Consider the following 24,743-nt stretch of genomic DNA (forward strand, 5'->3'; position numbering starts at 1 on the left):
CATGAACGATCACAACAACAATATTGCGTTGGACACCGCCATGACCACTACCACCATGACCATGATCCAGGCCCTGCGCTCGGCCATGGACGTGATGCTCGAACGCGACGACAACGTCGTGGTGTTCGGCCAGGACGTGGGCTACTTCGGCGGCGTGTTCCGCTGCACCGAAGGCCTGCAGAACAAATACGGCACCTCGCGGGTGTTCGACGCACCGATTTCCGAAAGCGGCATCGTCGGCGTGGCGGTGGGCATGGGCGCCTACGGGCTGCGGCCGGTGGCCGAGATCCAGTTCGCCGACTACGTCTACCCGGCGTCGGACCAGATCATTTCCGAAGCGGCGCGCCTGCGCTATCGCTCGGCCGGCGAGTTCACCGCGCCGATGACCCTGCGCATGCCCTGCGGCGGCGGCATCTACGGCGGCCAGACCCACAGCCAGAGCATCGAGGCGATGTTCACCCAGGTCTGCGGCCTGCGCACCGTGATGCCGTCCAACCCCTACGACGCCAAGGGCTTGCTGATCGCCTCCATCGAAAACGATGACCCGGTGATCTTCCTCGAACCCAAGCGCCTGTATAACGGCCCGTTCGACGGCCACCACGACCGCCCGGTAACCCCGTGGTCGAAACACCCCTCGGCCCAGGTGCCGGACGGTTACTACACCGTGCCGCTGGACGTCGCCGCCATCACCCGTCCGGGCAAGGACGTGACAATTCTCACCTACGGCACCACGGTCTACGTTTCCCAAGTGGCGGCCGAAGAAACCGGCATCGACGCCGAAGTCATCGACCTGCGCAGCCTCTGGCCGCTGGACCTTGAGACCATCGTCAAATCCGTGAAGAAGACCGGCCGTTGCGTGGTCGTCCACGAAGCCACCCGCACCTGCGGTTTCGGCGCCGAACTGGTGTCGTTGGTGCAAGAACACTGCTTCCACCACCTGGAAGCGCCCATCGAGCGTGTCACCGGTTGGGACACCCCCTACCCGCATGCGCAGGAGTGGGCGTATTTCCCTGGGCCGTCCCGAGTGGGCGCGGCGTTGAAACGGGTCATGGAGGTCTGAATGGGCACGCACGTTATCAAGATGCCGGACATTGGCGAAGGCATCGCCGAAGTTGAATTGTCGGTGTGGCACGTCAAGGTCGGCGACATGGTGGTCGAAGACCAGGTACTCGCCGATGTCATGACCGACAAGGCGATGGTGGACATCCCTTCGCCGGTGCATGGCCGGGTCATCGCCTTGGGCGGCGAGCCGGGTGAAGTCATGGCGGTGGGCAGCGAACTGATCCGCATTGAAGTCGAAGGTGCGGGTAACTTAAAAGAATCGGCACAACCGGCTCCCGCCGCGGCGGCTGCGCAGGCGCCGAAGCCGGCGCCGAAGCCGGCGCCAGTGGCCACGCCTGAACCGGTGCTGGAAAAGACCGCCGCCCCTCGCCCGGCGCCGCAAGCCCCGGTGGCCCGCGATCCCGACGAGCGTCCTCTGGCCTCGCCGGCCGTGCGCAAACACGCGCTGGACCTGGGCATTCAATTGCGTCTGGTCCAGGGCAGCGGCCCGGCCGGACGGGTCCTGCACGAAGACCTCGAAGCCTACCTGGCCCAGGGGCCGTCGTCCCAGGCCAAGGGCGGTTCGGGTTATGCCGAACGCCACGACGAGCAGCAGATCCCGGTGATCGGCATGCGCCGCAAGATCGCCCAGCGCATGCAGGAAGCGACCCAACGCGCGGCCCATTTCAGCTACGTCGAGGAAATCGACGTCACGGCCCTGGAAGAGCTGCGGGTTCACTTGAATGAAAAACACGGCGCCAGTCGCGGCAAGCTGACTTTGCTGCCGTTCCTGGTCCGCGCCCTGGTCGTGGCCCTGCGGGACTTTCCGCAAATGAATGCGCGCTACGACGACGAAGCCCAGGTCATCAATCGCTCAGGCGCGGTGCATGTGGGCGTCGCCACCCAGAGCGACGTTGGCCTGATGGTGCCGGTGGTGCGTCACGCCGAAGCCCGCAGCCTGTGGGACAGCGCGGCGGAAATCGCCCGCCTGGCCACAGCAGCGCGCACGGGCAAGGCCAGTCGCGATGAACTGTCCGGCTCGACCATCACCCTGACCAGCCTCGGTGCCCTCGGCGGCATCGTCAGCACGCCGGTGCTGAACCTGCCGGAAGTGGCGATTGTCGGCGTGAACAAAATCGTCGAGCGGCCCATGGTTATCAAGGGTCAGATCGTGATCCGCAAGATGATGAACCTCTCCAGCTCTTTCGATCACCGGGTGGTCGACGGCATGGACGCGGCGCAATTCATCCAGGCCCTGCGCGGCCTGCTCGAACAACCCGCCACCCTGTTCGTGGAGTAAGGTATGCAACAGACTTTGAACACCACGCTGCTGATCATCGGCGGCGGCCCCGGCGGCTATGTGGCGGCGATCCGCGCCGGGCAATTGGGCATCTCGACCATCCTGGTGGAAGGCCAAGCGTTGGGCGGCACCTGCCTGAACATCGGTTGCATCCCGTCCAAGGCGTTGATCCATGTGGCCGAGCAGTTCCACCAGACCCGACATCACAGCCAGGGCTCGGCCCTGGGCATCACGGTGGCGGCGCCAACGCTGGACATCGGCAAGAGCGTGGAATGGAAGGACGGTATCGTCGATCGCCTGACCACCGGCGTCGCGGCATTGCTGAAAAAGCACAAGGTCCAGGTCATTCATGGCTGGGCCAAGGTGATCGATGGCAAGACGGTCGAGGTCGGCGATACCCGCATCCAATGCGAACACCTGCTGCTGGCCACCGGTTCGAAAAGCGTCAACCTGCCGATGCTGCCACTGGGCGGGCCAATCATTTCCTCCACCGAAGCCCTCGCCCCCACCTCGCTGCCCAAGCACCTGGTGGTGGTCGGTGGTGGCTACATCGGCCTGGAGCTGGGCATCGCCTATCGCAAGCTCGGCGCCGAGGTCAGCGTGGTCGAGGCCCAGGAGCGGATCCTGCCCGCTTACGACGGCGAGCTGACGCAACCGGTGCACGAGGCGCTCAAGCAACTGGGCGTGAAGCTGTACCTCAAGCATAGCGTCGAAGGGTTCGATGCCCAGGCCAGCACCTTGCAAGTGCGCGATCCCAATGGCGACACGCTGAACCTGGACACCGACCGGGTGCTGGTAGCGGTCGGGCGCAAACCCAACACCCAGGGCTGGAACCTTGAAGCGCTGGACCTGGCGATGAACGGTTCGGCGGTGAAAATCGACAGTCGTTGCCAGACCAGCATGCGCAACGTCTGGGCCATCGGCGACCTGAGCGGTGAGCCGATGCTCGCCCACCGGGCCATGGCCCAAGGCGAAATGGTCGCCGAGCTGATCGCCGGCCAGCATCGGGAATTCAACCCGACCGCCATCGCCGCGGTGTGCTTCACCGACCCGGAACTGGTGGTGGTCGGCAAGACGCCGGACGAGGCCAAGGCTGCCGGGCTGGACTGCCTGGTTTCGAGCTTCCCGTTCGCCGCCAACGGTCGGGCCATGACCCTGGAATCAAAAAGCGGTTTCGTCCGGGTCGTGGCGCGCCGAGACAATCACCTGATCGTAGGCTGGCAAGCGGTCGGCGTCGGCGTGTCGGAGCTGTCCACGGCATTCGGCCAGTCCCTGGAAATGGGCGCGCGCCTGGAGGACATCGCCGGCACCATCCACGCCCATCCGACCCTGGGCGAGGCCGTGCAGGAAGCGGCGTTGCGGGCGTTGGGGCATGCGTTGCATCTGTGATTCAGGAGAGTTGATGGTGTGAGTGAGGGCCCTATCGCGAGCAAGCTCGCTCCCACATGGGATTACGTTCCCATGAACGACCGTTATCACCTGTGGGAGCGAGCTTGCTCGCGATTTTCAAGAACACCATCATTTATCTGTCTGCACCTTGTCGTGCGGGCTGCGAAACAGCCCCGGAATGAAGTATTGTTGTCCCCATCCAAAAAACGTCAGAAGCCTTGAACCGTTTCGACGGTTGTTAAGAAATAGAGGGTGTCATGGGTAACGAGAGCATCAATTGGGACAAACTGGGCTTTGACTACATCAAGACCGACAAGCGCTACCTGTCGCACTGGCGCGATGGCGCCTGGGACGCGGGCACCCTGACCGACGACAACGTGCTGCACATCAGCGAAGGTTCCACGGCCCTGCACTATGGTCAGCAGTGCTTCGAAGGCCTGAAGGCCTATCGTTGCAAGGACGGTTCGATCAACCTGTTCCGCCCGGACCAGAACGCCGCCCGCATGCAGCGCAGCTGTGCTCGCCTGCTGATGCCGCAGGTCGAGACCGAGCAGTTCGTCGAAGCCTGCAAGCAAGTGGTCCGCGCCAACGAGCGCTTCATCCCGCCGTACGGCACCGGCGGCGCGCTGTACCTGCGCCCGTTCGTGATTGGCGTGGGTGACAACATCGGCGTGCGCACCGCACCCGAGTTCATCTTCTCGATTTTCTGCATCCCGGTCGGCGCCTATTTCAAGGGCGGCCTGACTCCGCACAACTTCCTGATCTCCAGCTTCGACCGTGCCGCCCCGCAAGGCACCGGTGCGGCCAAGGTCGGTGGCAACTACGCCGCCAGCCTGATGCCCGGCTCCCAGGCCAAGAAGGCCAGCTTCGCCGACTGCATCTACCTGGACCCGATGACCCATTCGAAAATCGAGGAAGTCGGCTCGGCCAACTTCTTCGGCATCACCCACGACGACAAATTCGTCACCCCAAGATCCCCTTCGGTCCTGCCGGGCATCACTCGCCTGTCATTGATCGAACTGGCCAAATCGCGCCTGGGCCTGGAAGTGATCGAAGGCGACGTGTTCATCGACAAGCTGTCGGACTTCAAGGAAGCCGGTGCCTGCGGTACCGCGGCGGTGATCACCCCGATTGGCGGCATCAGCTACAAGGACAAGCTGCACGTGTTCCACAGTGAAACCGAAGTCGGCCCGATCACCCAGAAGCTCTACAAAGAGCTGACCGGCGTGCAGACCGGCGACGTGGAAGCGCCGGCGGGTTGGATCGTCAAGGTTTGACCTAGGCAACCGCCTGCTCAGTGCATGCATAAAAAAGCCCACCCCTGCCTCGGCAAGGGTGGGCTTTTTACTGGCGGCTTCGGCTACCCCCGCCGCAATACCAACCATCGCCCCCAGCGCTGGTGAAACCAGCCGTAACCGCTGACCAGCAAGATCCCGCCCAGCACCAGGACCGCGCCAACGATAAAGTTCGGCTCCAGCGGCTCGTCCAGCAACCAGACACCAAAACCGATGCCAAACAGCGGCGTCATGAACGACAGCACGCCCAATTGCGAGGCGAGGTAACGGCGCAGCAGCGAGAACCAGATCAGGAAACTGGCGAAGGACACCAGCAACACCTGGAACGCCAGGCTGGCAATGAGTTGCGGCGTGGGGTTGATCGTCGTTTGCGCCAACGCCACGGACATCCCGATCAACAGCACCCCGGCGCCCACCAGTTGATACAGCAGTGTCTGGCTGGCCGGCACGTCGGTCAGCCGCGAACAGCGTACCGTCACCGTGGTCGCGCCCCACAGCGCGCCGGCCAGCAAGCCCATGCCGTCACCGAGCAACGAGCTGCCGTTCGCCGCCTCCGAGCCGCCACTGAAGGCCACCACGATCCCGCCGAAGGCAACCGCGATGCCCAGCCATTGCGCCGGCTTGAGGCGTTCGCTCGGCAGTTTCCAGTGCAAACCGAGGGCGGCGAACATCGGGGCGGTATACAGGAAAATCACCATGTGCGAAGCCGTCGTATGACGCAGGCCTTCGCCCACCATCACGAACTCCAGGGCAAACAACAACCCCACCAACAGGCCTGGACGCCAACTGCCATCGGCCAGGGACAGGCGTTCACCCCGCGCCAGCACCAACAGCCAGACCAGTACCGCGGCAATGGCCGAGCGCACGCCCAGTTGCAGCATCGGCGCCATGTCGGCGGCGCTGGCCTTGATCGCGACTTGCTGGAAACCCCAGATGGCACAGAGTCCAGTCATCAGGGCACTGACCTGGCCATCCAGGGCGCGGCGGGTGGTCATGGGAAAGATCCTTGGGCAGAAATGGATGAAAGGATTGTCTGCCTGACACCTTTGCTGGATATAGTGATTACCCGACAAGCCATCCCGGTAATCCGCCATTGCGGTCGATATGCAGCCTCCAGCCCAACATCTGAAAATGCCTCCGTTCGACGCGGCCCTGCCCTCGCCGATTTTCTTTCGCAGCGCCTGCATGCCGGCCCACGCCACTTACCCCCGGCATCGACATGCCTGGGGTGAGTTCGTCTACTCCTACAGTGGAGTGATGGAAATCGAGATCGCCCAGCACCATTACCTCGCGCCACCGCAGTACGGCATCTGGCTGCCGCCGGACATGGAACACGTTGGGTTCAATCGGCATGAGGCCTGTCATTGTTCGTTGTACTTGGCGGCCGAACTGTGCGCTGCGCTGCCGGCCGTCCCCTGCGCGCTGACCTTGAGCCCACTGATCCGCGCGTTGCTGGAAGAGCTGCGCAACGAACCGCCGAGCCAACCGCAGACACCCGAGCAGCAGCGCTTGTTGCAAGTGCTGGTGGACAAGCTGACTCAGGCGCCCCATGCCGGTAGCTACCTGCCCTCCTCGGATGATCCACTGCTGGGCCCTGTATTGCGGGCCCTGGAGGCGAATCCCAGCGACCCGCGCTCCTTGCCGCAACTGGCCCGCGCCGCCAACACCACCGAACGCACGCTGATGCGCCGGGCCCAACGGGACCTGGGCATGTCCCTGGTGGAATGGCGCCAGCGCCTGAAAGTCATCGAGGCCCTGGCCCTGCTCGAACGTGGCCAGAGCGTGGAAACCATTGGCCTGGACCTGGGCTACAGCAGCGCCTCGGCGTTCATCAGCATGTTTCGCAAAATGATGGGCACCACGCCGGATGAATATCGACGCAGGCATATGGCTTGATGATGGGGGTGATGCTGAGATGGCTATCGCGAGCAAGCTCGCTCCCACAGGGTTTGTCGGTGGGTATCAACCTTGTGTTCGGCGCTGGCCCACTGTGGGAGAGAGCTTGTTCGCGATAGCGCCAGTGGGTTTGCCGTCGATTTCGACACTGACCCCAAACCGCCGCGCCAGCTCCCGGCGCCCACTGGCCGTCAACCCCAGGGCCCGGCTATCCAGGTCCTGGACCAGCCATTTGCGCTTGATCGCCAACTGCAGCAAGGCCGCCCCCAGTGCGCCGCCCAGGTGCGAACGGCGCATGCTCCAGTCCAGGCACGGGCAGGCGAATCGGCGCCGTCGCGTGGCGAGTGATTGGACGTCGATGCCAAAGCCCTCGAACAACGCCTCGCCGGACTCACTCAGGCGATAGTCCTGGCCTTGCACCGCCTCCAACCATCCGGCCTCGATCATCCGATCATGCAGCCGCACCGCCAGGGTGCCAGCCATGTGGTCGTAGCAGGTGCGGGCGAATTGCAGGCGATCCGGAGTACGTGGCGTGAAGGTCGGCGCGGCGTTCTGGCCGATCACCATCAGTGCTTCGAGGGCCTGGGCGACGCGTGGGTCCGCCAGGCTGTAATAGCGATGCCGGCCCTGGACATGCAGGCGCACCAAGGCCAGGTCCTTGAGTTTCGCCAGGTGGGCGCTGGCGGTCGAGGCGCTGACCTCGGCGATGCTCGCCAATTCGGTGCTGGTGCGGGCATGGCCATCCATCAAGGCGCAGAGCATTCGGGTACGGGCCGGCTCGGCAATCGCTGCGGCCACTTGAGACACGCCTACGTCATGACGTTCTACGTTCATCGTTCACTCCACAATGGAACAAGCGCACCGAGCGGTTTCTGCCCTCAATCGTCCCGGGTCAGCACTTCCAGCAACTCGATTTCAAAGATCAGGTTGGCGTTGGGCTTGATGTGTGCGCCCATGGACCGTTCACCGTAGGCCAGGTGGGCCGGCACCAGCAACTTGCGCTTGCCACCGACTTGCATGCCCATCAGGCCCAGGTCCCAGCCCTTGATGACACGACCGGTGCCGATCACGCATTGGAAGGGCTTGCCGCGACTGTAGGACGAATCGAATTCGGTGCCGTCTTCGAGGGTGCCGCGGTATTGGGTGGTGATCAGCGCACCTTTGACTACGCTTTTGCCGTCGCCCTGGTGCAGGTCGATGATTTGCAGTTCTTCATTCATGGCGTATCCCTCGTGTGATCCAGGCGCGAGGTTTTCGCAGAAATCAGGACGCATGGCAAACGTTGTCTGCCCTGCATCAGGGAACCGCAACGGCCTATTCGGTTCACATGGGTATCGACCCTGCATTTCAGATAAGGACTTTCTGATGATCGACTCTCGTCCGCACCACGGTTTCATTCCCCCGTACATCCTCAACCGCATCATCGCCCACGGTTCCGAACAGCAACGTTCCAGCGCCCTCGGCACCTTGACCCACGTGCGCAACCTACGACACAACCCTGGCCCGCCCAGCACTCCGCCCGTCGCGGCGGCGCTGCCCAAGTCCGGCAAGGCCGGACACCCGCAACGCAGCGTGCACGACGCCCAGAACAGCATGGAACTGCCCGGCCAGCCGGTACGCCTGGAAGGCCAGCGGGCCAGTGGCGACCCGGCCGTGGACGAGGCCTACGATGCATTGGGCGCCACCTGTGATTTTTTCTGGAAGGTCCTGGGGCGCGATTCCATCGACAACAAAGGCTTCGCCCTGGTGGGCAGCGTGCATTACGGCCAGGGCTATGAGAACGCCTTCTGGAACGGCGCACAGATGGTATTCGGCGACGGCGACGGCGAAATCTTCCAGCGCTTCACCCGCTCCCTGGACGTGGTGGCTCACGAACTGGCCCATGGCGTCACCGAAAGCGAAGCCGGGTTGATCTACGCCAACCAGTCCGGTGCGTTGAACGAGTCCATCTCCGACGTGTTCGGTGTGCTGGTCAAGCAGTTCGTGCTCGAACAGACCGCCGACCAGGCCGACTGGCTGATCGGCGCCGACCTGCTCACCGACAAGATCAACGGCGACGGCCTGCGCAGCATGTCCAACCCCGGCAGCGCCTACGATGACCCGCTGCTGGGCAAGGACCCGCAACCGGCGCACATGCGCGAATTCGTGATTACCCGTGAAGACAACGGTGGCGTGCACATCAATTCCGGCATTCCCAACCGGGCCTTTTATCTGGTGGCGACCACGCTGGGCGGATTTGCCTGGGAAAAGGCCGGCCGGATCTGGTATGAAACCTTGTGCGACCGAAGACTGGCCAATGACGCGTCCTTCAGCGCCTTCGCCCGCCTGACCGTCGAGCATGCCCGCCAGCGCTTCGGCACGCGGGAAGTGCAAGCGGTGCAGAACGGCTGGGCCCAGGTCGGCGTCGACCTGACACAGGAGAGCTGATGAAAACCCTTCCAGACCTCGACGACAAAGCCGTGGTACGGCTGTCGCGCCAGGGCGGCGTGGCCGCCATCCATGCGTTGACCCGACCACGGGAAATCGAGTTCGCCCAGTGCGACCTCGACCAGCGCACTCGCATCTGTTCGGTTCTGGAGGGCTGCCTGCCGCTGACCTCCTCCACGCCCGGGCGCGGCGACCAGCGGTTTTTCCAGATCGAGGTGCGTTATCGCGCCAACGACCAGGACGACGAGATGGTGCTGCAGGTGCCCGAGGACCGGGCACCCGGCGAGCTGGTTCACCTATGGGACAAAGGCGAAGTGCTCTGAAGATTTAACGTGTGGCCGGCACGATCTTGACGATCGCGCCGGACACGGTTTCGATCAGCAGGTACTTGTCGTCGATCTGCACCCATTGCTGCTCGCTTGTCGGCTGTTCGAGCTTCTTCTGTTTCCAGTCTTTCATGGCCCTGTCCGCGCGCTGGTAGTCCGCCGGTACCCGGTCGTTCTCCACCAGCCTGCGGCCATTGCTCGGCGAATGCTCCAGGGCGTCTCCGGTTTTCTCGACCGCTTGCGCAACAGGCCCAAGGGCTCCAAGGCCGGCAATCAGGACCAGGCTGGCGATCAGGGTGGGTTTGCGCATAGAAAAAACTCCAGTTATTCGAGGGACTGAATCTGGGACTTCGCGGGCGGCAAATCATTCCTTAATTCCTGGAAACTGTACCCCGTGGCGAGGGAGCTTGCTCCCGCTGGGCTGCGCAGCAGCCCCAATCCAGGCGACGCGGTCATTCAGTGATACGGCATTCACGGGGGGTACGACTGCTGCGCAGCCGAGCGGGAGCAAGCTCCCTCGCCACGGGATATAGTGACAAGCCCTGCACGACGGACCCAGCCATGACGACCCCGACCACTGCCTCCCCTGCCCTCAAGGAAATCTTCAACAACGCCCGCCTGGAACACATCGCCAGCGAAATGCGCGCGGTGTATCCGGCCTTCGACGCCAAGGCATTCTTGCGCATGGCCAACGACGGGTTGGCCGAGTTGTCGGTGATGCAGCGCATGGCCCGGGTCAGCGAGTGCCTGCACGCGGTGCTGCCTCTCGATTATGAAGCGTCGCTAGAGGTGCTGCGCGCCCTGGCCCCGCGCCTGAACAGCATGTTTGTCAGCATGTTCCTGCCGCACTACGTGGCGTCTTACGGCCGCAATCACTTCGACGTGTCGTTGGACGCACTGCAGTATTTCACTCGGTTCGGCTCGTCGGAGTTCGCCGTGCGGCACTTCTTGCGGGACGACCTGGAACGCACCCTCAAGGTCATGCACGGCTGGGCACTGGACGCCAACGAGCACGTGCGCCGCCTGGCCAGCGAAGGCAGCCGGCCGCGCCTGCCGTGGTCGTTTCACCTGGAGCCGATCCAGGCCAACCCCGACCTGGCCGCCGCGATCCTCGACACACTCAAGGCCGACGACAGCCTTTATGTGCGCAAATCCGTGGCCAACCACCTCAACGACGTCACCAAGCAGCATCCCGACTGGGTGCTGGACCAGATCGAAGGCTGGCCATTGCAAGACCGCCACACCGCGTGGATCGCCCGGCATGCGCTGCGTAGCTTGATCAAACAAGGCAACCCCAGGGCGCTGGGGGTCATCGGCGCCGGCGGCAAGGCGCAGGTCCAGGTGCTGGATTTGCAGGTGACGCCGGCGGTGATTCGCTTGGGAGAACAGGTCACGCTGTCCTTCACGGTGCAATCAACCCTCGGGCAGAGCCAGCGCCTGGTGATCGACTACGCCGTCGACTACGTGAAAGCCTCGGGCGGCACCTCGGCCAAGGTCTTCAAACTCAAGACCTTCGATTTGCCCGCCCAGGGGCGCGTCAACCTCAGCCGTTCGCAACATATTCGCGAGCTGACCACCCGCAAACACTACGCGGGCCGGCATGCCGTGCACCTGCTGGTCAACGGCGAGCGGCTGGGCAGCACGGCGTTCGAGATCGTCTGAGGGGCGTCAGGCTATCGCCACGGCTTTCGCCTGGCGGATTTCCTGCAGGAAACGCTCGGCCGGCAGCGGATGGCCCAACAGATAGCCCTGCAGCGAATCGCAGCCCAACTGGGTCAGGAAGTCTTGTTGCACATCGGTCTCCACGCCTTCGGCGACGATCCGCAGGCCCAGGGCCTGGCCGAGGGCGACGATGGCCGAGACGATGGCCGCGTCATCGCTGTCATGCTCCAGGTCCCGCACGAAGCCGCGATCGATCTTCAGCTCGTTGGCCGGCAGGCGCTTGAGGTACATCAGGCTCGAATAGCCAGTGCCGAAGTCGTCGATGGACAAATCCACGCCCATGTCCGAGAGCAGTTGCAACACCGTCATGCTCGCGTCCGCATCGCTCATGGCGGTGGTTTCGGTGATTTCCAGGGTCAGGCTGTTGGCCGGCAGCTTATGCGTTTCCAACGCCTTGGCCACGCTCTGCACCAGACCGGTGTGGCAGAACTGCAAGGCCGAGAGGTTCACCGCGATGCGCCAGTCGGTATAACCGAGCACGTACCATTCGCGCATCTGCCGGCAGGCTTCGTTCAACACCCATTCGCCGATGGGGATGATCAACCCGGTCTTTTCCGCCAGGTCGATGAACGTGTCGGGCATCAACAGGCCTTGGGTCGGGTGGGTCCAGCGCAACAAGGCTTCGGCCCCGACCGGACGGCCATTGGCCGCATCGAACTTGGGCTGGTAATGCAGGCTGAACTGCCGCTGTTCGACGGCCATGCGCAAGTCTTGCAACAGCTGCAATTGCTTGCGGGCGTTGCTGTTCATCGAGGCGTCGAAAAAACTGTAGCCGTTTTTGCCGGCGCCCTTGGCGTGGTACATCGCCGCGTCGGCGTTCATCAGCAGCTCTTCAGCGCTCTGGCCGTTGCCGGGGTAAAGGGCGATGCCGACGCTGGCGGAGATCTGCAAGTCATGTTCAGACACCCGGAACGTGCGCCCGATCAAGCCGACCTGGCGTGCCGCCAGTCGCAGGGCATCGTCGGGTTCGGCCAGTTGCACCAGCAGCACGAACTCATCACCACCGATCCGCGCCAGGGTGTCCTGGCTGCGCAGGTCTTCGCGCAGGCGCAGGGCCACGTCCCGCAGCAACAAATCGCCCATGTGGTGACCAAAGGCATCGTTGACCGGCTTGAAACCATCGAGGTCGATGAACATCAAGGCGAAGCAGCCGCCCTGCTCTTGCACCCGATGCATGGCCTGGTCGATCCGGTCGGCCAGCAGCACACGGTTGGGCAGTTCGGTGAGGGGGTCGTGCAGGGCCAACTGCGTCAGTTCCCGGTTGGCCCGGGTCAGGGACTGGGCCAGCTCGGCAGTGCGGGCTTCCAGACGCGCATCAAGAATCGATGTCAGCAAGGCAATGGCCAGCACCGCCAGGGTGGTGATCAACACCAGATTGTCCAGGCCCTTGCCGCTCAAGCCGTCCAGGGAACCACAGAAGCTGCCCTCGCTGAAGCGCGCCCCGGCCATGCCGGTGTAGTGCATGCCGACGATGGCGATGCCCATGACCACCGCGGCGCCCGCGCGCGCCAGACGCACGTGGGGGGTGTTCTGGCGCAGGCGAAAGGCAATCCACAGCGCCGCCGCCGAGGCGCCGACAGCAATCACCAGCGAAGCCCCGAACAGCGTCGGGTCGTAATCGATGCCCGGCTGCATCCGCAGCGCGGCCATGCCGGTGTAATGCATGGCGCTGATCCCGGCGCCCATGATCAGCGCACCGAAGGCCAACTGCCAAGCCGGCAATCGCGGCTGGCTAACCAGCCACAGGGCAAAACCGCTGGAAAGAATCGCGGTCAGCAGTGACAGCGCGGTGATCGAAATATCGTAGCCAAGCTCAACCGGCAAGGTGAACGCCAGCATGCCGATGAAGTGCATGGACCAGATACCCACCCCCATCGCCAGCGCGCCCCCAGTCATCCACCAATGCGCGGCGCGCCCCTGGGCGGTCGCGATACGCCCGGCCAGATCCAGCGCGGTGTAGGAAGCCAGCACGGCAACAAACAAGGAGATCGAAACGAGGGCGGGGGAATAACTGCCGATGAGCATGGTTTTTTCTCGTAACTGGAGAACCGGACTGCTTCCATGCCCGGTTGGAGGCCGGCGATTGTACTGAATCGTGACAGGGACGCACGAACCAAATGTCAAAAAGCCATCAAACCTGGAATATTTTCGACGAAAGACACGACCCCGCGCAGGGAGATTTTTTCTGCAAGCCATCCATCATGCGTTCACCGCAGTTCCATTGTGGGAGCGAGCTTGCTCGCGATAGCGGTGGATCAGCTTGCATCAATGTTGAATGGGCCGCCGTCATCGCGAGCAAGCTCGCTCCCACAGTGGGATTTGGGCCGGGCACAGGTTTTAGATTCACTGGAGATCCAGTTTGGGAGCGAGCTTGCTCGCGATAGCGGTGGATCAGCTTGCATCAATGTTGAATGGGCCGCCGTCATCGCGAGCAAGCTCGCTCCCACAGTGGGATTGGGGTCGGGCACAGGTTTTAGATTCACTGGAGATCCAGTGTGGGAGCGAGCTCGCTCGCGATAGCTGTGGATCAGTCTGCACACCGGCCCCGGGGCGTTCAGCTACTCTCGAAGAACCACTTCAAGGAGGATTCCACTCATGAGCGTTCCAGCCAACCGAGCCTTGACCACCGCACTCGTGGTGATCGATGTACAGAACGACTTCATCCCCGGTGGCCAACTGGCCGTGCCAGGAGGCGATGAGATCGTGCCGTTGATCAACCAGCTCGGCCAATCATTCAGGCACGTCGTCCTCGCGCAAGACTGGCACCCGGCCGGGCACGCCTCGTTTGCCTCCAGTCACCCGGGCAAGCAACCTTTCGACACCGTCCAATTGCCCTACGGCGAGCAGACACTCTGGCCCGACCACTGCCTACAGGGCAGCCACGGTGCCGCGCTGCACCCGGCACTCGGGCTTGACCATGCCAAGCTGATCATTCGCAAAGGCTGCAACCCGGACATCGACAGCTACTCGGCCTTCCTGGAAGCGGACCACCAGACCCCGACCGGTTTGACCGGCTACCTCAAGGAACGCGGCATCGACACCGTCTACCTGGTAGGCCTGGCCCTGGATTTCTGCGTGATGTTTTCGGCACTGGATGCCCGGCTGGCCGGGTTCAACGCGTTTGTGGTGCTGGACGCCTGCCGGGGCATCGACAGGGAGGGCTCGATGGAGGCGGCGATCCAGCGGATGCAGGAAGCGGGCGTGCAATTGATCGAATCCAGCGCGATAGACGGTCGCCCCTTCGCTTGATGGCCCATACTAGGCGCCTCTTTTCCGGACAGTGAGCCTCCATGCCCTTCCTCGCCCGCACTCACCCGCGCCTTTCCAGCGCCACGGTCCTTGGCCTGGCGGTGGGTATCCTGGCTCCCGTGGACTCGATCATCAGCAAGATCCTGATCGGCTGGAATGCCGGGGTCTGGACCTACCTGGTGCTGATGTTCTGGCTGACCGTGCGGGCCAAGGCGCCCGATGTGAAGCGCATCGCCGAAATCGAAGATGAAAATGCCGGGCTGGTGCTGCTGACGGTCTGCGTCGCGGCCTTGGCCAGCCTGGCGACCATCACCTTCGAGCTGGCCGGCAGCCGCGACCTGCAAGCCGCTGGCAAGCTGTTGCACTACGGCTTCACGGCAATGACCGTGATCGGTTCATGGTTGCTGATCGGAGTGATTTTCAGCGTTCACTACGCACGGCTGTATTACACCTGGGAGGGCAAGGAGCCGGCGCTGCGCTTTGCCGAAGGGCTGACCACGCCCAACTATTGGGATTTCCTGTATTTCTCTTTCACCATCGGGGTCGCGGTGCAGACGTCCGACGTGGGGGTCGCCACCCGGCAACTGCGCAAGATCGTATTGGCGCAGTCGTTGATCGGGTTTGTGTTCAACACGGCGATCCTGGGGTTTTCGATCAATATTGCGGCGGGGTTGTTTGGGTAAGGGGCCATTGGGACCGCTTCGCGCTCCAGCGGGAGCAAGCTCCCTCGCCACAGGATTCAGGGCGGTGTTGGCAGCCATAGCCTGAAACGTGCCCCGCCTAGCGGCGAGGCTTCCACCGTCAAGGTGCCGCCCTGGGCTTCCAGGGCCCGGCGGCTGATGGCCAGGCCGAGGCCGAAGCCGCCCGTGGCGCGATCGCGGCTGCGGTCCAGGCGGTAGAACGGCTCGAACACCCGCTCGCGTTCGCTGTCGGGAATGCCGATGCCGTCGTCGTCGACCCAGATCTCACAGCCTTGACCACCCACCAGCACGCCGATCTGGATGTGCTTTTCGCAATACCGCATGGCATTGCGCAGCAGGTTCTGCAACGCCCGTGCGGTCAACCGTGGGTCCAGCACAAAACGCTCCAGCGTCCCATGCAACAACACGTCGATCACCACGTCCGGCGCCGCCAGGTCCTCGTCGACGCTGCCCAGGATGCTGTCGATGAATTCGTCCAGCGCCACTTCGACCCGTTCGGGCAAGTGTTGCGGGTTTTGCAACCGGCTGTAGGACAACAGCTCCAGCACCAACTCATCCAGCTCGCGAATGTGCGCCACCAGCCCTTGCAGTCGCTCGCGGCTGGGTGCCGGCAGATCATCGGACAGCGCCAGGGCCAGGCCGAAGTCGAGCCGCGTCAGGGGCGTGCGCAGTTCGTGGGACACGGCGTTGAGCAGATCCCGCTGTTGGTTGAGCAGGTTCTCGATGTCCCCCGCCATCGTGTCGAACACATGGGCCAGGCTGCCGATGTTCGAACTGGAGGCGATGTGCGTACGCTCCCCCAGATGACCTTTGCCGAAACGCTCGGCGGTGCGCCGCAGGCGTTCCAGGTCGCGCCAGTGAGGCCGCAACCAGAGCAACAGGCAAGCCAGCATCGTCGCGCCGATCAACACGTTGATGCTCCAGTACAACCAACTGACATCGGCCGGGTCCGGCGGCACGACCATCTTCACCGCCGTGTGCTCATCCAGCGGTGCCGCCGCCAGGGTTCGCCAGGCCCAGTCGCCGAGGCGCACCACATTCTCGCCGCGCTTGAGACGCGCCTGCTCCTCGGCGCTGAAACCGTTGTCATCGATGGCGGCCAGTTCGATGCGCAGCGGGTCGAATTCCTTGTCCATCTGCGCCGCCAGCGTCGGCCACTGTGCGCTGGGCACAGCGCGGAACTGCTTGACCAACAGGGTTTGCAGGCCCCGGGAATAATCGAGGTTGTAGGTCAGGAAACGCTCGTGGAACAGGCGGACCACCAGTTCCGGCATCAGGTAGATCGCCGCGCTGTAGGACACGATGGTGACCAGGTAGAGGCGAATCAGCAGCTTCCACATCGGCTCAGCATTCCCACTCGGAACGGCTGAACAGGTAGCCCTTGCCCCACACGGTTTTGATCTTGCGGGCTTCGTCGGCGTTGTCGTCGAACTTGCGCCGCAACTTGGAAATCGCCACGTCTACCGAACGGTCGGTGCCGTTGAATTCGATACCCCGCAGGCGTTGCAGGATCTGGTCGCGGCTCAGCACTTCGCCGGAATGCCGGGCCAACACCACCAGCAGATTGTATTCGCCGCTGGACAATTCCACCGCCTGCCCGCGCCAGGTCACCGTGCGCTCGGACAAGTCGATGCACAGGTTGCCCACCAGGATGCGGTCGTTGGCCGTCTGCGGCTCGATGAGGCTGCTGCGCCGTAACAAGGTGCGCACCCGCGCCAGCAACACCCGAGGCTCGCACGGTTTGGTGACGTAGTCGTCAGCGCCCATCTCCAGGCCCAGGACCTGGTCGTGGCTGTCGTCCCGGGCGGTGAGCATCAGGATCGGCAAGGTCGCCGAATCGGCCCGCAGCAAGCGGCAGACCTGCAAGCCGTCCAGCCCCGGCAGCATCAGGTCGAGGATCACCAGGTCCGGCGGATCGACCCGCGCCCGTTCACGCACATGATCGCCACGGCTGAGGACGCTGACCTGATAGCCGTTGCGCTCCAGGTAACTGGCGATCAGTTCAGAGAGTGCGGGGTCGTCTTCGACCAGGAGGATGTTGGGCATGGTGTTTCCAGAAAGTGCTGTGGCGCCGGCAATGCCGCAATCGCGAGCAAGCTCGCTCCCACAAGGGTCGAGGGGACGACACAAAACCACTGTGGGAGCGAGCTTGCTCGCGATGAGGGCCTGCCAGACGCAGAGAATCTCAAGCGGCCAAGGATATACGCCCTCACCCACCCAGAGCCAAACCCCTTACACAATTTCACACACTGTCTACAAAGCTTTACCGGATTACCCCCTGAGATACTGAAATCGATAGCCCGCCAGAGAGCACCGCTCGCGCACGGTGTTCTCCAGAGGGGCTATGGTCCATGGGGTGTATCGGCTAGGTGGATCAACGTTGGTCAGTGTCCGGTTGCGAGTCAGGAATACTCACCAGCACCTGGCCCGCGTTGTAGGGGATCCGACAGTAGGCGCCCAGATAATCCTGAATCGCCTGCGTTCCAATCTCCCCCGTGTAGGGGTTCGCCCAGAGTGGCCACAGGGGATTGCCATTCTCGAACGCGCCGGTCCAGTGCCTGTAGTTGAACCCCGTGGGCACCACGTAATAAGTGCGAATGGCTTCCATGGTGCCGCCGTCCGGACGTGGGGGCTGGGCAAATGAGTTCGCGGCCCCTTGGGAGTTTGCCCAGTTGGCCGCCTCCCCCCCTGTGATGGTACCGATCATTGCCATCTGCCAGGCGTTCGAGCGGATCACCGAATAAGACGCTGTTTGCCCCGAAGCGTCGGCGACTGTGATCGTCGCCTGTCCGTTGGCCCACCCTTCGACCGTACCGTAGCCATCCACACGGGCGACATTACCATTCGACGTGTAGTAAGCGTATCCAGGGTTCCCCGATAGAGGGGTACGATTGAATGTTGTGCCGGCTGGCATGGGGGTGCCGTTTCGCGGCTGTCCGATGTACAGGAAAAACCCGCTGAGGTACACGGGGCCGGTATCGACCACCAACTGCTTGGCTACATTGAATCCCCGATAATCAGACTCTGGTTGATTGCTGTACAGCGCCTTGGCGTTGACGATATGGGGCCCCTCGGCGAGCCCGCTCAGCGGCAGGCTCCAGTCACCATAACCGTCGACATCGGCGATGCCCTTCAGGTCGGCACCCTCAAAGATCTGTACTTGCATACCCAGGGAGGCCCGACCGTGCAAAGTGACGCTGGTGGAGAGGGTATAACCGCCGTTGGGGATGTCGGCATTGTTGGGATCCTTGATCGCTGTAATCGTCGGCTGCACGACGGCAACCACATTAATCCCCCAGGCATCGGATATTGGATTGTTACCGTAGAGCGCCTTCGCGGTGAAGATATGAGGCGCCACGCTGAGCCCGCTGACTGTCAGGCTCCAGACACCATCGCCGTTGACATCGGCGGTGCCCTTCAAGTCGTCGCCTTCGTGAACCTCCACCTTCTGGCCCTTCGTCGCCCTGCCGCCCAGGGTGACGCTGGTTTCGACGGTATAGCCGCCATTGGTGATTGGAGCCTGATGCGGGTCCTTGGCGGAGTCGATGGTCGGCCTGATCAGTTCGAGGGTTTTGACCGTATAGGTGCGCAACGGAAAGGTCACCGCCTCACTCTGGTTACTGCTTCGGTTGAAGGTTACCTCCAGCACAACCTTGAGCTCGGAACCATCGCGCAGTTTCTCAAGCTCGACCCGCTGGATCGCCTTCGACAGCCCGGGACCCACTTCGCTCGGGATCACCTCTGAGCCGGTGTAAAGCGTAATCGTGTGGTTCGAGCCATCGCTGGCAGTGCCCTCGCAGCGCAACCAGACCCGCTGGCCGGCGGCGATCAGTGGCCAGGGCGCTGCCGTGACACGGGCATCGCCAGTAAAGCTGCCCAGATTCAGTTCGCTGCCAATGCCGCCCTGTGCCGCCTCGCGAATCAGTGGCATTGCCAGGCTGGACTCGGGCATTGCCTGCACCGCCAGCGTCAGCGGCGCCGACGGTGGCCCATCGCTGCTGTTACGGGTCACGGTGTAGGTCACCGTCACCGATCGCGCCAGGTTATAGGCGAGCACGCTGACCGGAAGATCGATCTCTCGGCTGGCAGGCAAATCGCCTGCCGGCGTGGTGTAAGACCCCCCTCCTGCAGTGCCGGCCCAGGTGACACTGACCTTATCTCCAGGCTGGATACCGTAATCAGGAATCACCACGGTCAACGCATCCTTGGCCGCCACCGGGTTCAGTTGCTGGGTCGGTGAGTTGCCGGTGGCCTGCCTGACGCTGGGCGCAGTCAACTCCATCCCCGCACCAATCCTCATCTGCAAGATTTCTGACGGACTGGTCCTGCCGTCATGGCGTCGAACCCAATACATCGCCCGCACCGTGCCGTCACGGTTGCCCTCGATCAACGGAGCGCCGATGGTGAACGGGATGTTTTGAGTCTCGGTGATTTCAGTGACCCGAATCGAGTCCCGATACCGACCGGTGTTCGACCCCCACCACAGGATATGTACCCGGTCACCAGCCTTTTGCCCACCGTATTGGCGAACGATCAGGCGCGTGCCGTCCGGTTTGTCCGCCGGGTCCAGCACGCCGTCGCTCTCGCCCTCAACCACCGGCACGGGCAATTCGGCCAGGGGGGTACCGATACGGAGCGGGTCGGCGTGCAGCGATTCATCTTCGATGACTTCCCGGCTCACTGCATCGCGCAGCAGCTTGTAGTACAGATCGAGCGTGCCCCCATTAATGGCGGTGAGGTGCTCGCCGGCCACGACGATTTCGATCGGTACAGTACCGTCCGCTTCGTTCTGGCTGAGGGGATGCAGGGGCAAGTCCGGCGTATAAGCGCTGCCGGTTTCGGTGATGCCGTTCCAGACCAAGGCAATGGCGTTGCCCTCTTCCATGGCCGGGTCCAGCGGGATTTCGATGGTCGTGCTCAGCAGTTGGGGATCGAGGGTGCCGGCGATCTCGTCCAGGGGGATCGGCGCTGCCAGGGGATTGGCCCGGCCCACGATCCGTGGGGAGAATATCTTGGAGGTCAGGTCATCACTGCCATCGGCCTTGATCAGCCGATAGAAAAAAGCCGCATGAGGACCGCCCGCCAACTGTCGTACCTCGGCGCTGGGGCGTTTGAATTCGAGGACACTCGGGACGCTGAGGATTCTTTCGGGCGTATAGATGACTTCGTCGATCTTTACCCCCTCCGCCGTGATGCCCGTCAAATGCATCTCGACCTCATCACCTACCTCGAAGTTGGCATCCACCGCGATTATCTGAAAGGTCAGGTCCGCCTCGCCGAGCCGGTCCACGTCCAGCACCAGGTTGGTCGCCTCCTTGATCAACGGCGCCACCACACGCGAGTTATCGGTCTTCACGATTACCCGCACTTCGGCACTGAAGTCTTCGGATTTGTTGTCCACTACATCATAGATTTCAAAGACCACCTTCAGGCCGTTGTCATCGGTGTCCCCAGCCCTCTCGATGATGGTTTTATCGACGGTGATCACCAGGGGCGTGTTCTGTGGCGGCAGGTGTTCTTCTTCTACCGTTTTCCAAACCTCTTCACCGCCCCAGAACAGCCTGATCCGGTCCCCTTCGACCATGATCGGGTAAGGCTCGATGGTCACCTCGACCCCTTGCTCGGCGGCTTCCTGGTCCACGTAGCCGGGGGGCAGAAACTCGACTGGGATCGTCAGTCTCAGTTCGGAGTGACCGGGCGTATCACCGTCCTGATCCTTGCCACCGGGCGGGGCATTTTCGATCTTGACGTGGATCTTCGTCACCGCTGAAGGCCCGTAGTCGACTTCCCCGAGTATTTTCACGTCATAGTTCAGGTTGAAGTCGCCATCGACCAGCCCGCCGACCGGGATGTACCGCTCAACCCACTGGCCCACCTCGGTCTCTTCATTGATAGAGCCGGTCAACACGGGGATACCGTTCAAGTTGATCCTGTAGGCATCCCCCCGCCCCATGATGTCGCCCCAGGGCGGTATACGCAACTTTAACCCCTTGAGCGGGAAAACCTGCGTAGCCGCGGCGATGTTGATGCCCACGCTACCGGCGGGAACCGGCGGATACGCCGGGTTGCCGTCGGGAATATCCAGTTCGTCATATACCAGGGGGGTGTTGTCGGCAGTGTCCATGGCAGGGTCCCAGTCGGATGAGGTCTGGGGTTATTCAATGCCTGAAAGGGGAAAGTGCCTACTGTCAGAGTTGACAGTAGGCGCACCTTTCTACCACTTGTTCATTCGGCGCGGGATCATCTCAACGTAAAATTATCGAAATGGGCTTCACCGCGTCCATGCATTAAATCAATGCGTTTGAAGGGCCTTGGGGCCGTGTATTCAACCCAACGTTTTCCACCCGTTTCAAGTGGATCAGGGACCAAGAAGCTCACGATCTGCACATCCTGCTCATCGTACAACCAGACCACAGACTGAAGCGCATAGTGATAGTGGCCGACACGGAAAAAGCTCGCAGCCCTCTCCAAATCGATTCGGACCTTTCCCCCTTCGCCGCCAATATGGAGGGCGTGATTTACGATCTCGGGCGCTTGAGTAAAGTTTCTGATTTCCACAGGCCCCGGGTACCCCTCTTTTATAGCAGTGATCGTGGCGCGCCCTGGCAACTCTAGCGATGAACCCACCGGGATGACGCCTAGTGGAACGTCCTCGAAGTCGATAAAGACTTCGCGAATAATCGTAAAGCTGCGTGCCCATGACACCGGCTCAGGTCCATAGATGCCCTTGGCGGTAAAGCTGTGGAAACCCTCTGCCATCCCGTTCTGGTGCTGGCTCCAGTCACCATCGCGGTTGACGTTGGCAAGCCCTTTTGAGGTACCGCTGTCGAAGATTTCAACCTTCTGGTTGATCGAGGCCTTGCCGAACAGCGTGACATTGACCTGGTCAGTTACGCTGCCGTCAGGCACTTCCGTGCCTGTAGCTGTTTTCACATTCGTGATCGTTGGCGTCACGATGGCGGTCACCGTCAGGGTACGTGCGGCCGAGACAGGTTCGGTACCATAGAGACCTTTTGCGGTGAAGCTGTGGCCGCCGATGGCAAGTCCGCTGATCTCCTTGTCCCAATCGCCGCTGGCGTTGGACGACGTGGTGCCCTTCGAGGTGGTGCCGTTGTCGAAAATCTCGACCTCCTGGCTGTTCGACGCTTTGCCACTGAGGATTACAGTCGTCGCGGTGGTCGTGGTGCCGTTGGGAATCTCGTTCTGCGGATCCTTCACCGAGGCGATGGTTGGCGTCATGGCCACTCCCACCGTGAATAACCGTACATTCGAATAAGGTGTCCCTGCGGTGTTGTAAAGCGCCTTGGCATAAAAACGATGCCCTCCTTCAGCAACCGCGATGTTCGCGAGCGACCAGATCCCCGTCACGGAGTCGGCTGTTGCGGTGCCTTTCAATACGGCACCTGAACCGCTGCCATCGTAGATCTCGACATCACGCCCTTTGCTGGCCGTTCCGTTCACAGAAACGGTCGTCGTGACCGTTTCTGTGCCCTCCGGAATTTCGGCGCCGTTGGCGTCCTTGACGTTATTGAGAGTCGGTATTGCCTGCACGCCGATGGTGATGTGCAAGGTCTCTGATGCAGAAGTCCCACCTCCGATCCGCCGAACCCAGTACATCGCCCGCACCGTGCCATCCCGATTGCCCTCGATCAACGGAGCGCCGATGGTGAACGGGATGTTTTGATTCTCGGTGATTTCAGTGACCCGAATCGAGTCCCGATACCGACCGGTGTTCGACCCCCACCACAGGATATGTACCCGGTCACCAGCCTTTTGCCCACCGTATTGGCGAACGATCAGGCGCGTGCCGTCCGGTTTATCCGCCGGGTCCAGCACGCCGTCGCTCTCGCCCTCCACCACCGGCACGGGCAATTCGGCCAGGGGCGTGCCGATCCTCAGCGGGTCGGCGTGCAGGGATTCCTCTTCGATGACTTCCCGACTCACCGCATCGCGCAACAGCTTGTAGTACAGGTCCAGTGTCCCCTCTTCAATGGCGGTGAGGTGCTCGCCGGCCACGACGATTTCAATCGGCACGCTGCCGTCCGCTTCGTTCTGGCTGAGGGGATGCAGGGGCAAGTCCGGTGTATAAGCGCTGCCGGTCTCGGTGACACCGTTCCAGATCAAGGCAATGGCATTGCCCTCTTCCATGGCCGGGTCCAGCGGGATTTCGATGGTCGTGCTGGGCAGTTGTGGATCGAGGGTGCCGGCGATCTCGTCCAGCGGGATCGGTGCCGCCAGGGGGTTGGCCCTGCCCACGATCCGCGGGGAGAATATCTTGGAGACCAGGTCATCACTGCCATCGGCCTTGATCAGCCGATAAAAAAAAGCCGCATGGGGACCGCCGGCCAGCTGCCGTACCTCGGCGCTGGGGCGTTTGAATTCGAGGATACTCGGGACGCTGAGAATTTTTTCCGACGCGAAGATGACTTCTTCGATCTTTTCCCCCTCCGCCGTGGTGCCCGTCAAATGCATCTCGACTTCATCGTCCACCTTGAAGGAGTCGCCCACCGCGATGATCTGAAAGGTCAGGTCCGCCTCGCCGAGCTGGTCCACGTCCAGCACCAGATTGATCGTCTCCTTGATCAGCGGCGCCTCCAGGCGCGAGTTACCGGTGTCCACGATCACCCGTACTTCGGCACTCCAGTCTTCGGATTTGTTGTCCACCACGTCGTAGACTTCAAAGACCACCGCCAGCCCATTGGTATCGGTGTCCCCGGCCTTGAGAATGGTGGCTTCATCGACGGTAATGATCAACGGCGTACTCTGCGGCGGCAGGTGCTGCGGCTCTACAGTCGCCCAAAGAATTTCGCCGCCCCAAGACAGCTTGATCCGATCCCCTTCGACCATGATCGGGTAAGGTTCGATGGTCACTTGGACACCTTGCCGGGCGGCGTCCTGGTCCACGAAGCCGGGTGGCAGGTAGTCGGTGGGGATCGTCAGTCGCAGTTCCGAGTGACCGGGCGTATCACCATCCTGATCCTTGCCACCGGGCGGAGCGTTGGTGATCTTGACGTGGATCTTCGTCACCGCTGAAGGTCTGTAGTCGGGTTCCCCGAGTATTTTCACGTCATAGTTCAGGTTGAAGTCGCCATCGTTCAGCCCGCCTACCGGGATATACCGCTCGACCCACTGACCCACCTCGGTCTCTTCATTGATAGAGCCCGTCAACACGGGGATATTGTTCAAGTTGATCCTGTAGGCATCCCCCCGTCCCATGCTGTCCCCCCAGGGCGGTAGAAGCAGCCGTAACCCCTTGTGGGGAAAGACCAGCATGGCAGCGGCGATGTTGATGCCGACGCTACCGGCGGGAACCGGCGGATGCGCCGGGTTGCCGTCGGGAATCTCCAGCTCGTCATATACCAGGGGGGTGTTGTCGGCAGTGTCCATGGCAAGGTCC

General features: G+C 62.4%; 19 protein-coding genes. 10 read left to right on the forward strand and 9 right to left on the reverse strand.

The features are described 5' to 3' along the window. Position 1: 1 nt before the first annotated feature. The 4 genes from ACZ5M5_RS19225 to ACZ5M5_RS19240 all read left to right on the forward strand — a co-directional run bounded on the left by ACZ5M5_RS19225 (position 2) and on the right by ACZ5M5_RS19240 (position 5,007). Complete coding sequence (locus ACZ5M5_RS19225; protein ID WP_060741703.1) at positions 2 to 1,060, forward strand: alpha-ketoacid dehydrogenase subunit beta; 1,059 nt, start codon at positions 2 to 4, stop codon at positions 1,058 to 1,060. Beyond that, positions 1,061 to 2,341 (forward strand): dihydrolipoamide acetyltransferase family protein, encoded by a 1,281-nt coding sequence (locus ACZ5M5_RS19230; RefSeq protein ID WP_464737820.1) that lies wholly within the window; start codon positions 1,061 to 1,063, stop codon positions 2,339 to 2,341. It abuts the gene before it with no gap. Between the two features lie 3 nt (positions 2,342 to 2,344). After that, positions 2,345 to 3,730 carry a dihydrolipoyl dehydrogenase gene (gene lpdA, locus ACZ5M5_RS19235; RefSeq protein ID WP_464737821.1) on the forward strand — a complete coding sequence of 462 codons (1,386 nt, stop codon included), beginning with the start codon at positions 2,345 to 2,347 and terminating at the stop codon, positions 3,728 to 3,730. 257 nt (positions 3,731 to 3,987) lie between these two features. Further along, positions 3,988 to 5,007, forward strand: coding sequence for a branched-chain amino acid aminotransferase (locus ACZ5M5_RS19240; protein ID WP_192261066.1), 1,020 nt, complete (start codon positions 3,988 to 3,990; stop codon positions 5,005 to 5,007). Positions 5,008 to 5,090: 83 nt separating this feature from the next. Here the strand turns inward: ACZ5M5_RS19240 and ACZ5M5_RS19245 are convergent, their stop codons facing one another. Continuing rightward, a complete protein-coding gene (locus ACZ5M5_RS19245; protein WP_464737822.1) occupies positions 5,091 to 6,020 on the reverse strand; it encodes a DMT family transporter in 930 nt (309 codons plus the stop codon). A gap of 109 nt (positions 6,021 to 6,129) precedes the next feature. On the opposite strand from ACZ5M5_RS19245, the gene ACZ5M5_RS19250 reads away from it, so the two are divergent. Further along, positions 6,130 to 6,921 carry an AraC family transcriptional regulator gene (locus ACZ5M5_RS19250; RefSeq protein WP_060741698.1) on the forward strand — a complete coding sequence of 264 codons (792 nt, stop codon included), beginning with the start codon at positions 6,130 to 6,132 and terminating at the stop codon, positions 6,919 to 6,921. Positions 6,922 to 6,987: 66 nt separating this feature from the next. Here ACZ5M5_RS19250 and ACZ5M5_RS19255 read toward each other — a convergent pair whose 3' ends face one another. Beyond that, on the reverse strand, positions 6,988 to 7,755 hold the full coding sequence (locus ACZ5M5_RS19255; RefSeq protein WP_464737823.1) for an ArsR/SmtB family transcription factor: 768 nt from the start codon (positions 7,753 to 7,755) through the stop codon (positions 6,988 to 6,990). Between the two features lie 44 nt (positions 7,756 to 7,799). Continuing rightward, the gene (locus ACZ5M5_RS19260) at positions 7,800 to 8,141 is read right to left on the reverse strand and encodes an FKBP-type peptidyl-prolyl cis-trans isomerase (protein WP_060741696.1); all 342 of its coding nucleotides are present in this window, start codon (positions 8,139 to 8,141) and stop codon (positions 7,800 to 7,802) included. A 145-nt stretch (positions 8,142 to 8,286) separates the two neighbouring features. Here ACZ5M5_RS19260 and ACZ5M5_RS19265 point away from each other — a divergent pair, with 145 nt between their 5' ends. After that, complete coding sequence (locus ACZ5M5_RS19265) at positions 8,287 to 9,348, forward strand: M4 family metallopeptidase (protein ID WP_464737824.1); 1,062 nt, start codon at positions 8,287 to 8,289, stop codon at positions 9,346 to 9,348. After that, positions 9,348 to 9,671, forward strand: a complete 324-nt coding sequence (locus ACZ5M5_RS19270; RefSeq protein ID WP_053122893.1) for a protealysin inhibitor emfourin — start codon at positions 9,348 to 9,350, stop codon at positions 9,669 to 9,671. The genes ACZ5M5_RS19265 and ACZ5M5_RS19270 overlap by 1 nt, the downstream gene beginning before the upstream one ends. A gap of 4 nt (positions 9,672 to 9,675) precedes the next feature. Here ACZ5M5_RS19270 and ACZ5M5_RS19275 read toward each other — a convergent pair whose 3' ends face one another. Beyond that, positions 9,676 to 9,984, reverse strand: a complete 309-nt coding sequence (locus tag ACZ5M5_RS19275; protein WP_060741694.1) for an RcnB family protein — start codon at positions 9,982 to 9,984, stop codon at positions 9,676 to 9,678. 251 nt (positions 9,985 to 10,235) lie between these two features. Between ACZ5M5_RS19275 and ACZ5M5_RS19280 the strand changes: the two genes are divergently transcribed. Further along, positions 10,236 to 11,336, forward strand: coding sequence for a DNA alkylation repair protein (locus tag ACZ5M5_RS19280; protein ID WP_464737825.1), 1,101 nt, complete (start codon positions 10,236 to 10,238; stop codon positions 11,334 to 11,336). A 6-nt stretch (positions 11,337 to 11,342) separates the two neighbouring features. Here ACZ5M5_RS19280 and ACZ5M5_RS19285 read toward each other — a convergent pair whose 3' ends face one another. Continuing rightward, complete coding sequence (locus tag ACZ5M5_RS19285) at positions 11,343 to 13,421, reverse strand: putative bifunctional diguanylate cyclase/phosphodiesterase (RefSeq protein ID WP_060741692.1); 2,079 nt, start codon at positions 13,419 to 13,421, stop codon at positions 11,343 to 11,345. Between the two features lie 570 nt (positions 13,422 to 13,991). Here ACZ5M5_RS19285 and pncA point away from each other — a divergent pair. Both pncA and ACZ5M5_RS19295 read left to right on the forward strand, forming a co-directional pair. Next, on the forward strand, positions 13,992 to 14,645 hold the full coding sequence (gene pncA, locus ACZ5M5_RS19290) for a bifunctional nicotinamidase/pyrazinamidase (RefSeq protein ID WP_103310361.1): 654 nt from the start codon (positions 13,992 to 13,994) through the stop codon (positions 14,643 to 14,645). Between the two features lie 41 nt (positions 14,646 to 14,686). Beyond that, a complete protein-coding gene (locus tag ACZ5M5_RS19295; RefSeq protein WP_060741690.1) occupies positions 14,687 to 15,328 on the forward strand; it encodes a DUF1345 domain-containing protein in 642 nt (213 codons plus the stop codon). 56 nt (positions 15,329 to 15,384) lie between these two features. Here ACZ5M5_RS19295 and ACZ5M5_RS19300 read toward each other — a convergent pair whose 3' ends face one another. From ACZ5M5_RS19300 to ACZ5M5_RS19315, 4 genes are all read right to left on the reverse strand, one after another. Beyond that, entirely contained in the window at positions 15,385 to 16,686 is a 1,302-nt protein-coding gene (locus ACZ5M5_RS19300) for an ATP-binding protein (RefSeq protein WP_060741689.1), read from the reverse strand. A 4-nt stretch (positions 16,687 to 16,690) separates the two neighbouring features. Next, on the reverse strand, positions 16,691 to 17,392 hold the full coding sequence (locus ACZ5M5_RS19305) for a response regulator (RefSeq protein ID WP_103310362.1): 702 nt from the start codon (positions 17,390 to 17,392) through the stop codon (positions 16,691 to 16,693). A gap of 328 nt (positions 17,393 to 17,720) precedes the next feature. Further along, positions 17,721 to 21,470 carry an Ig-like domain-containing protein gene (locus ACZ5M5_RS19310; RefSeq protein ID WP_464737826.1) on the reverse strand — a complete coding sequence of 1,250 codons (3,750 nt, stop codon included), beginning with the start codon at positions 21,468 to 21,470 and terminating at the stop codon, positions 17,721 to 17,723. A gap of 116 nt (positions 21,471 to 21,586) precedes the next feature. Next, a complete protein-coding gene (locus ACZ5M5_RS19315) occupies positions 21,587 to 24,733 on the reverse strand; it encodes a hypothetical protein (protein WP_464737827.1) in 3,147 nt (1,048 codons plus the stop codon). Positions 24,734 to 24,743: the final 10 nt, after the last annotated feature.

This window comes from Pseudomonas sp. Van50 (genome assembly GCF_055390755.1).

Excerpts from the sequence above, each read along its gene's own strand:
- ACZ5M5_RS19225 (WP_060741703.1), top strand. The coding sequence starts at position 2 with ATGAACGATCACAACAACAATATTGCGTTGGACACCGCCATGACCACT.
- ACZ5M5_RS19230 (WP_464737820.1), top strand. The coding sequence starts at position 1,061 with ATGGGCACGCACGTTATCAAGATGCCGGACATTGGCGAAGGCATCGCC.
- lpdA (WP_464737821.1), top strand. The coding sequence starts at position 2,345 with ATGCAACAGACTTTGAACACCACGCTGCTGATCATCGGCGGCGGCCCC.
- ACZ5M5_RS19240 (WP_192261066.1), top strand. The coding sequence starts at position 3,988 with ATGGGTAACGAGAGCATCAATTGGGACAAACTGGGCTTTGACTACATC.
- ACZ5M5_RS19245 (WP_464737822.1), bottom strand. The coding sequence starts at position 6,020 with ATGACCACCCGCCGCGCCCTGGATGGCCAGGTCAGTGCCCTGATGACT.
- ACZ5M5_RS19250 (WP_060741698.1), top strand. The coding sequence starts at position 6,130 with ATGCAGCCTCCAGCCCAACATCTGAAAATGCCTCCGTTCGACGCGGCC.
- ACZ5M5_RS19255 (WP_464737823.1), bottom strand. The coding sequence starts at position 7,755 with ATGAACGTAGAACGTCATGACGTAGGCGTGTCTCAAGTGGCCGCAGCG.
- ACZ5M5_RS19260 (WP_060741696.1), bottom strand. The coding sequence starts at position 8,141 with ATGAATGAAGAACTGCAAATCATCGACCTGCACCAGGGCGACGGCAAA.
- ACZ5M5_RS19265 (WP_464737824.1), top strand. The coding sequence starts at position 8,287 with ATGATCGACTCTCGTCCGCACCACGGTTTCATTCCCCCGTACATCCTC.
- ACZ5M5_RS19270 (WP_053122893.1), top strand. The coding sequence starts at position 9,348 with ATGAAAACCCTTCCAGACCTCGACGACAAAGCCGTGGTACGGCTGTCG.
- ACZ5M5_RS19275 (WP_060741694.1), bottom strand. The coding sequence starts at position 9,984 with ATGCGCAAACCCACCCTGATCGCCAGCCTGGTCCTGATTGCCGGCCTT.
- ACZ5M5_RS19280 (WP_464737825.1), top strand. The coding sequence starts at position 10,236 with ATGACGACCCCGACCACTGCCTCCCCTGCCCTCAAGGAAATCTTCAAC.
- ACZ5M5_RS19285 (WP_060741692.1), bottom strand. The coding sequence starts at position 13,421 with ATGCTCATCGGCAGTTATTCCCCCGCCCTCGTTTCGATCTCCTTGTTT.
- pncA (WP_103310361.1), top strand. The coding sequence starts at position 13,992 with ATGAGCGTTCCAGCCAACCGAGCCTTGACCACCGCACTCGTGGTGATC.
- ACZ5M5_RS19295 (WP_060741690.1), top strand. The coding sequence starts at position 14,687 with ATGCCCTTCCTCGCCCGCACTCACCCGCGCCTTTCCAGCGCCACGGTC.
- ACZ5M5_RS19300 (WP_060741689.1), bottom strand. The coding sequence starts at position 16,686 with ATGTGGAAGCTGCTGATTCGCCTCTACCTGGTCACCATCGTGTCCTAC.
- ACZ5M5_RS19305 (WP_103310362.1), bottom strand. The coding sequence starts at position 17,392 with ATGCCCAACATCCTCCTGGTCGAAGACGACCCCGCACTCTCTGAACTG.
- ACZ5M5_RS19310 (WP_464737826.1), bottom strand. The coding sequence starts at position 21,470 with ATGGACACTGCCGACAACACCCCCCTGGTATATGACGAACTGGATATT.
- ACZ5M5_RS19315 (WP_464737827.1), bottom strand. The coding sequence starts at position 24,733 with ATGGACACTGCCGACAACACCCCCCTGGTATATGACGAGCTGGAGATT.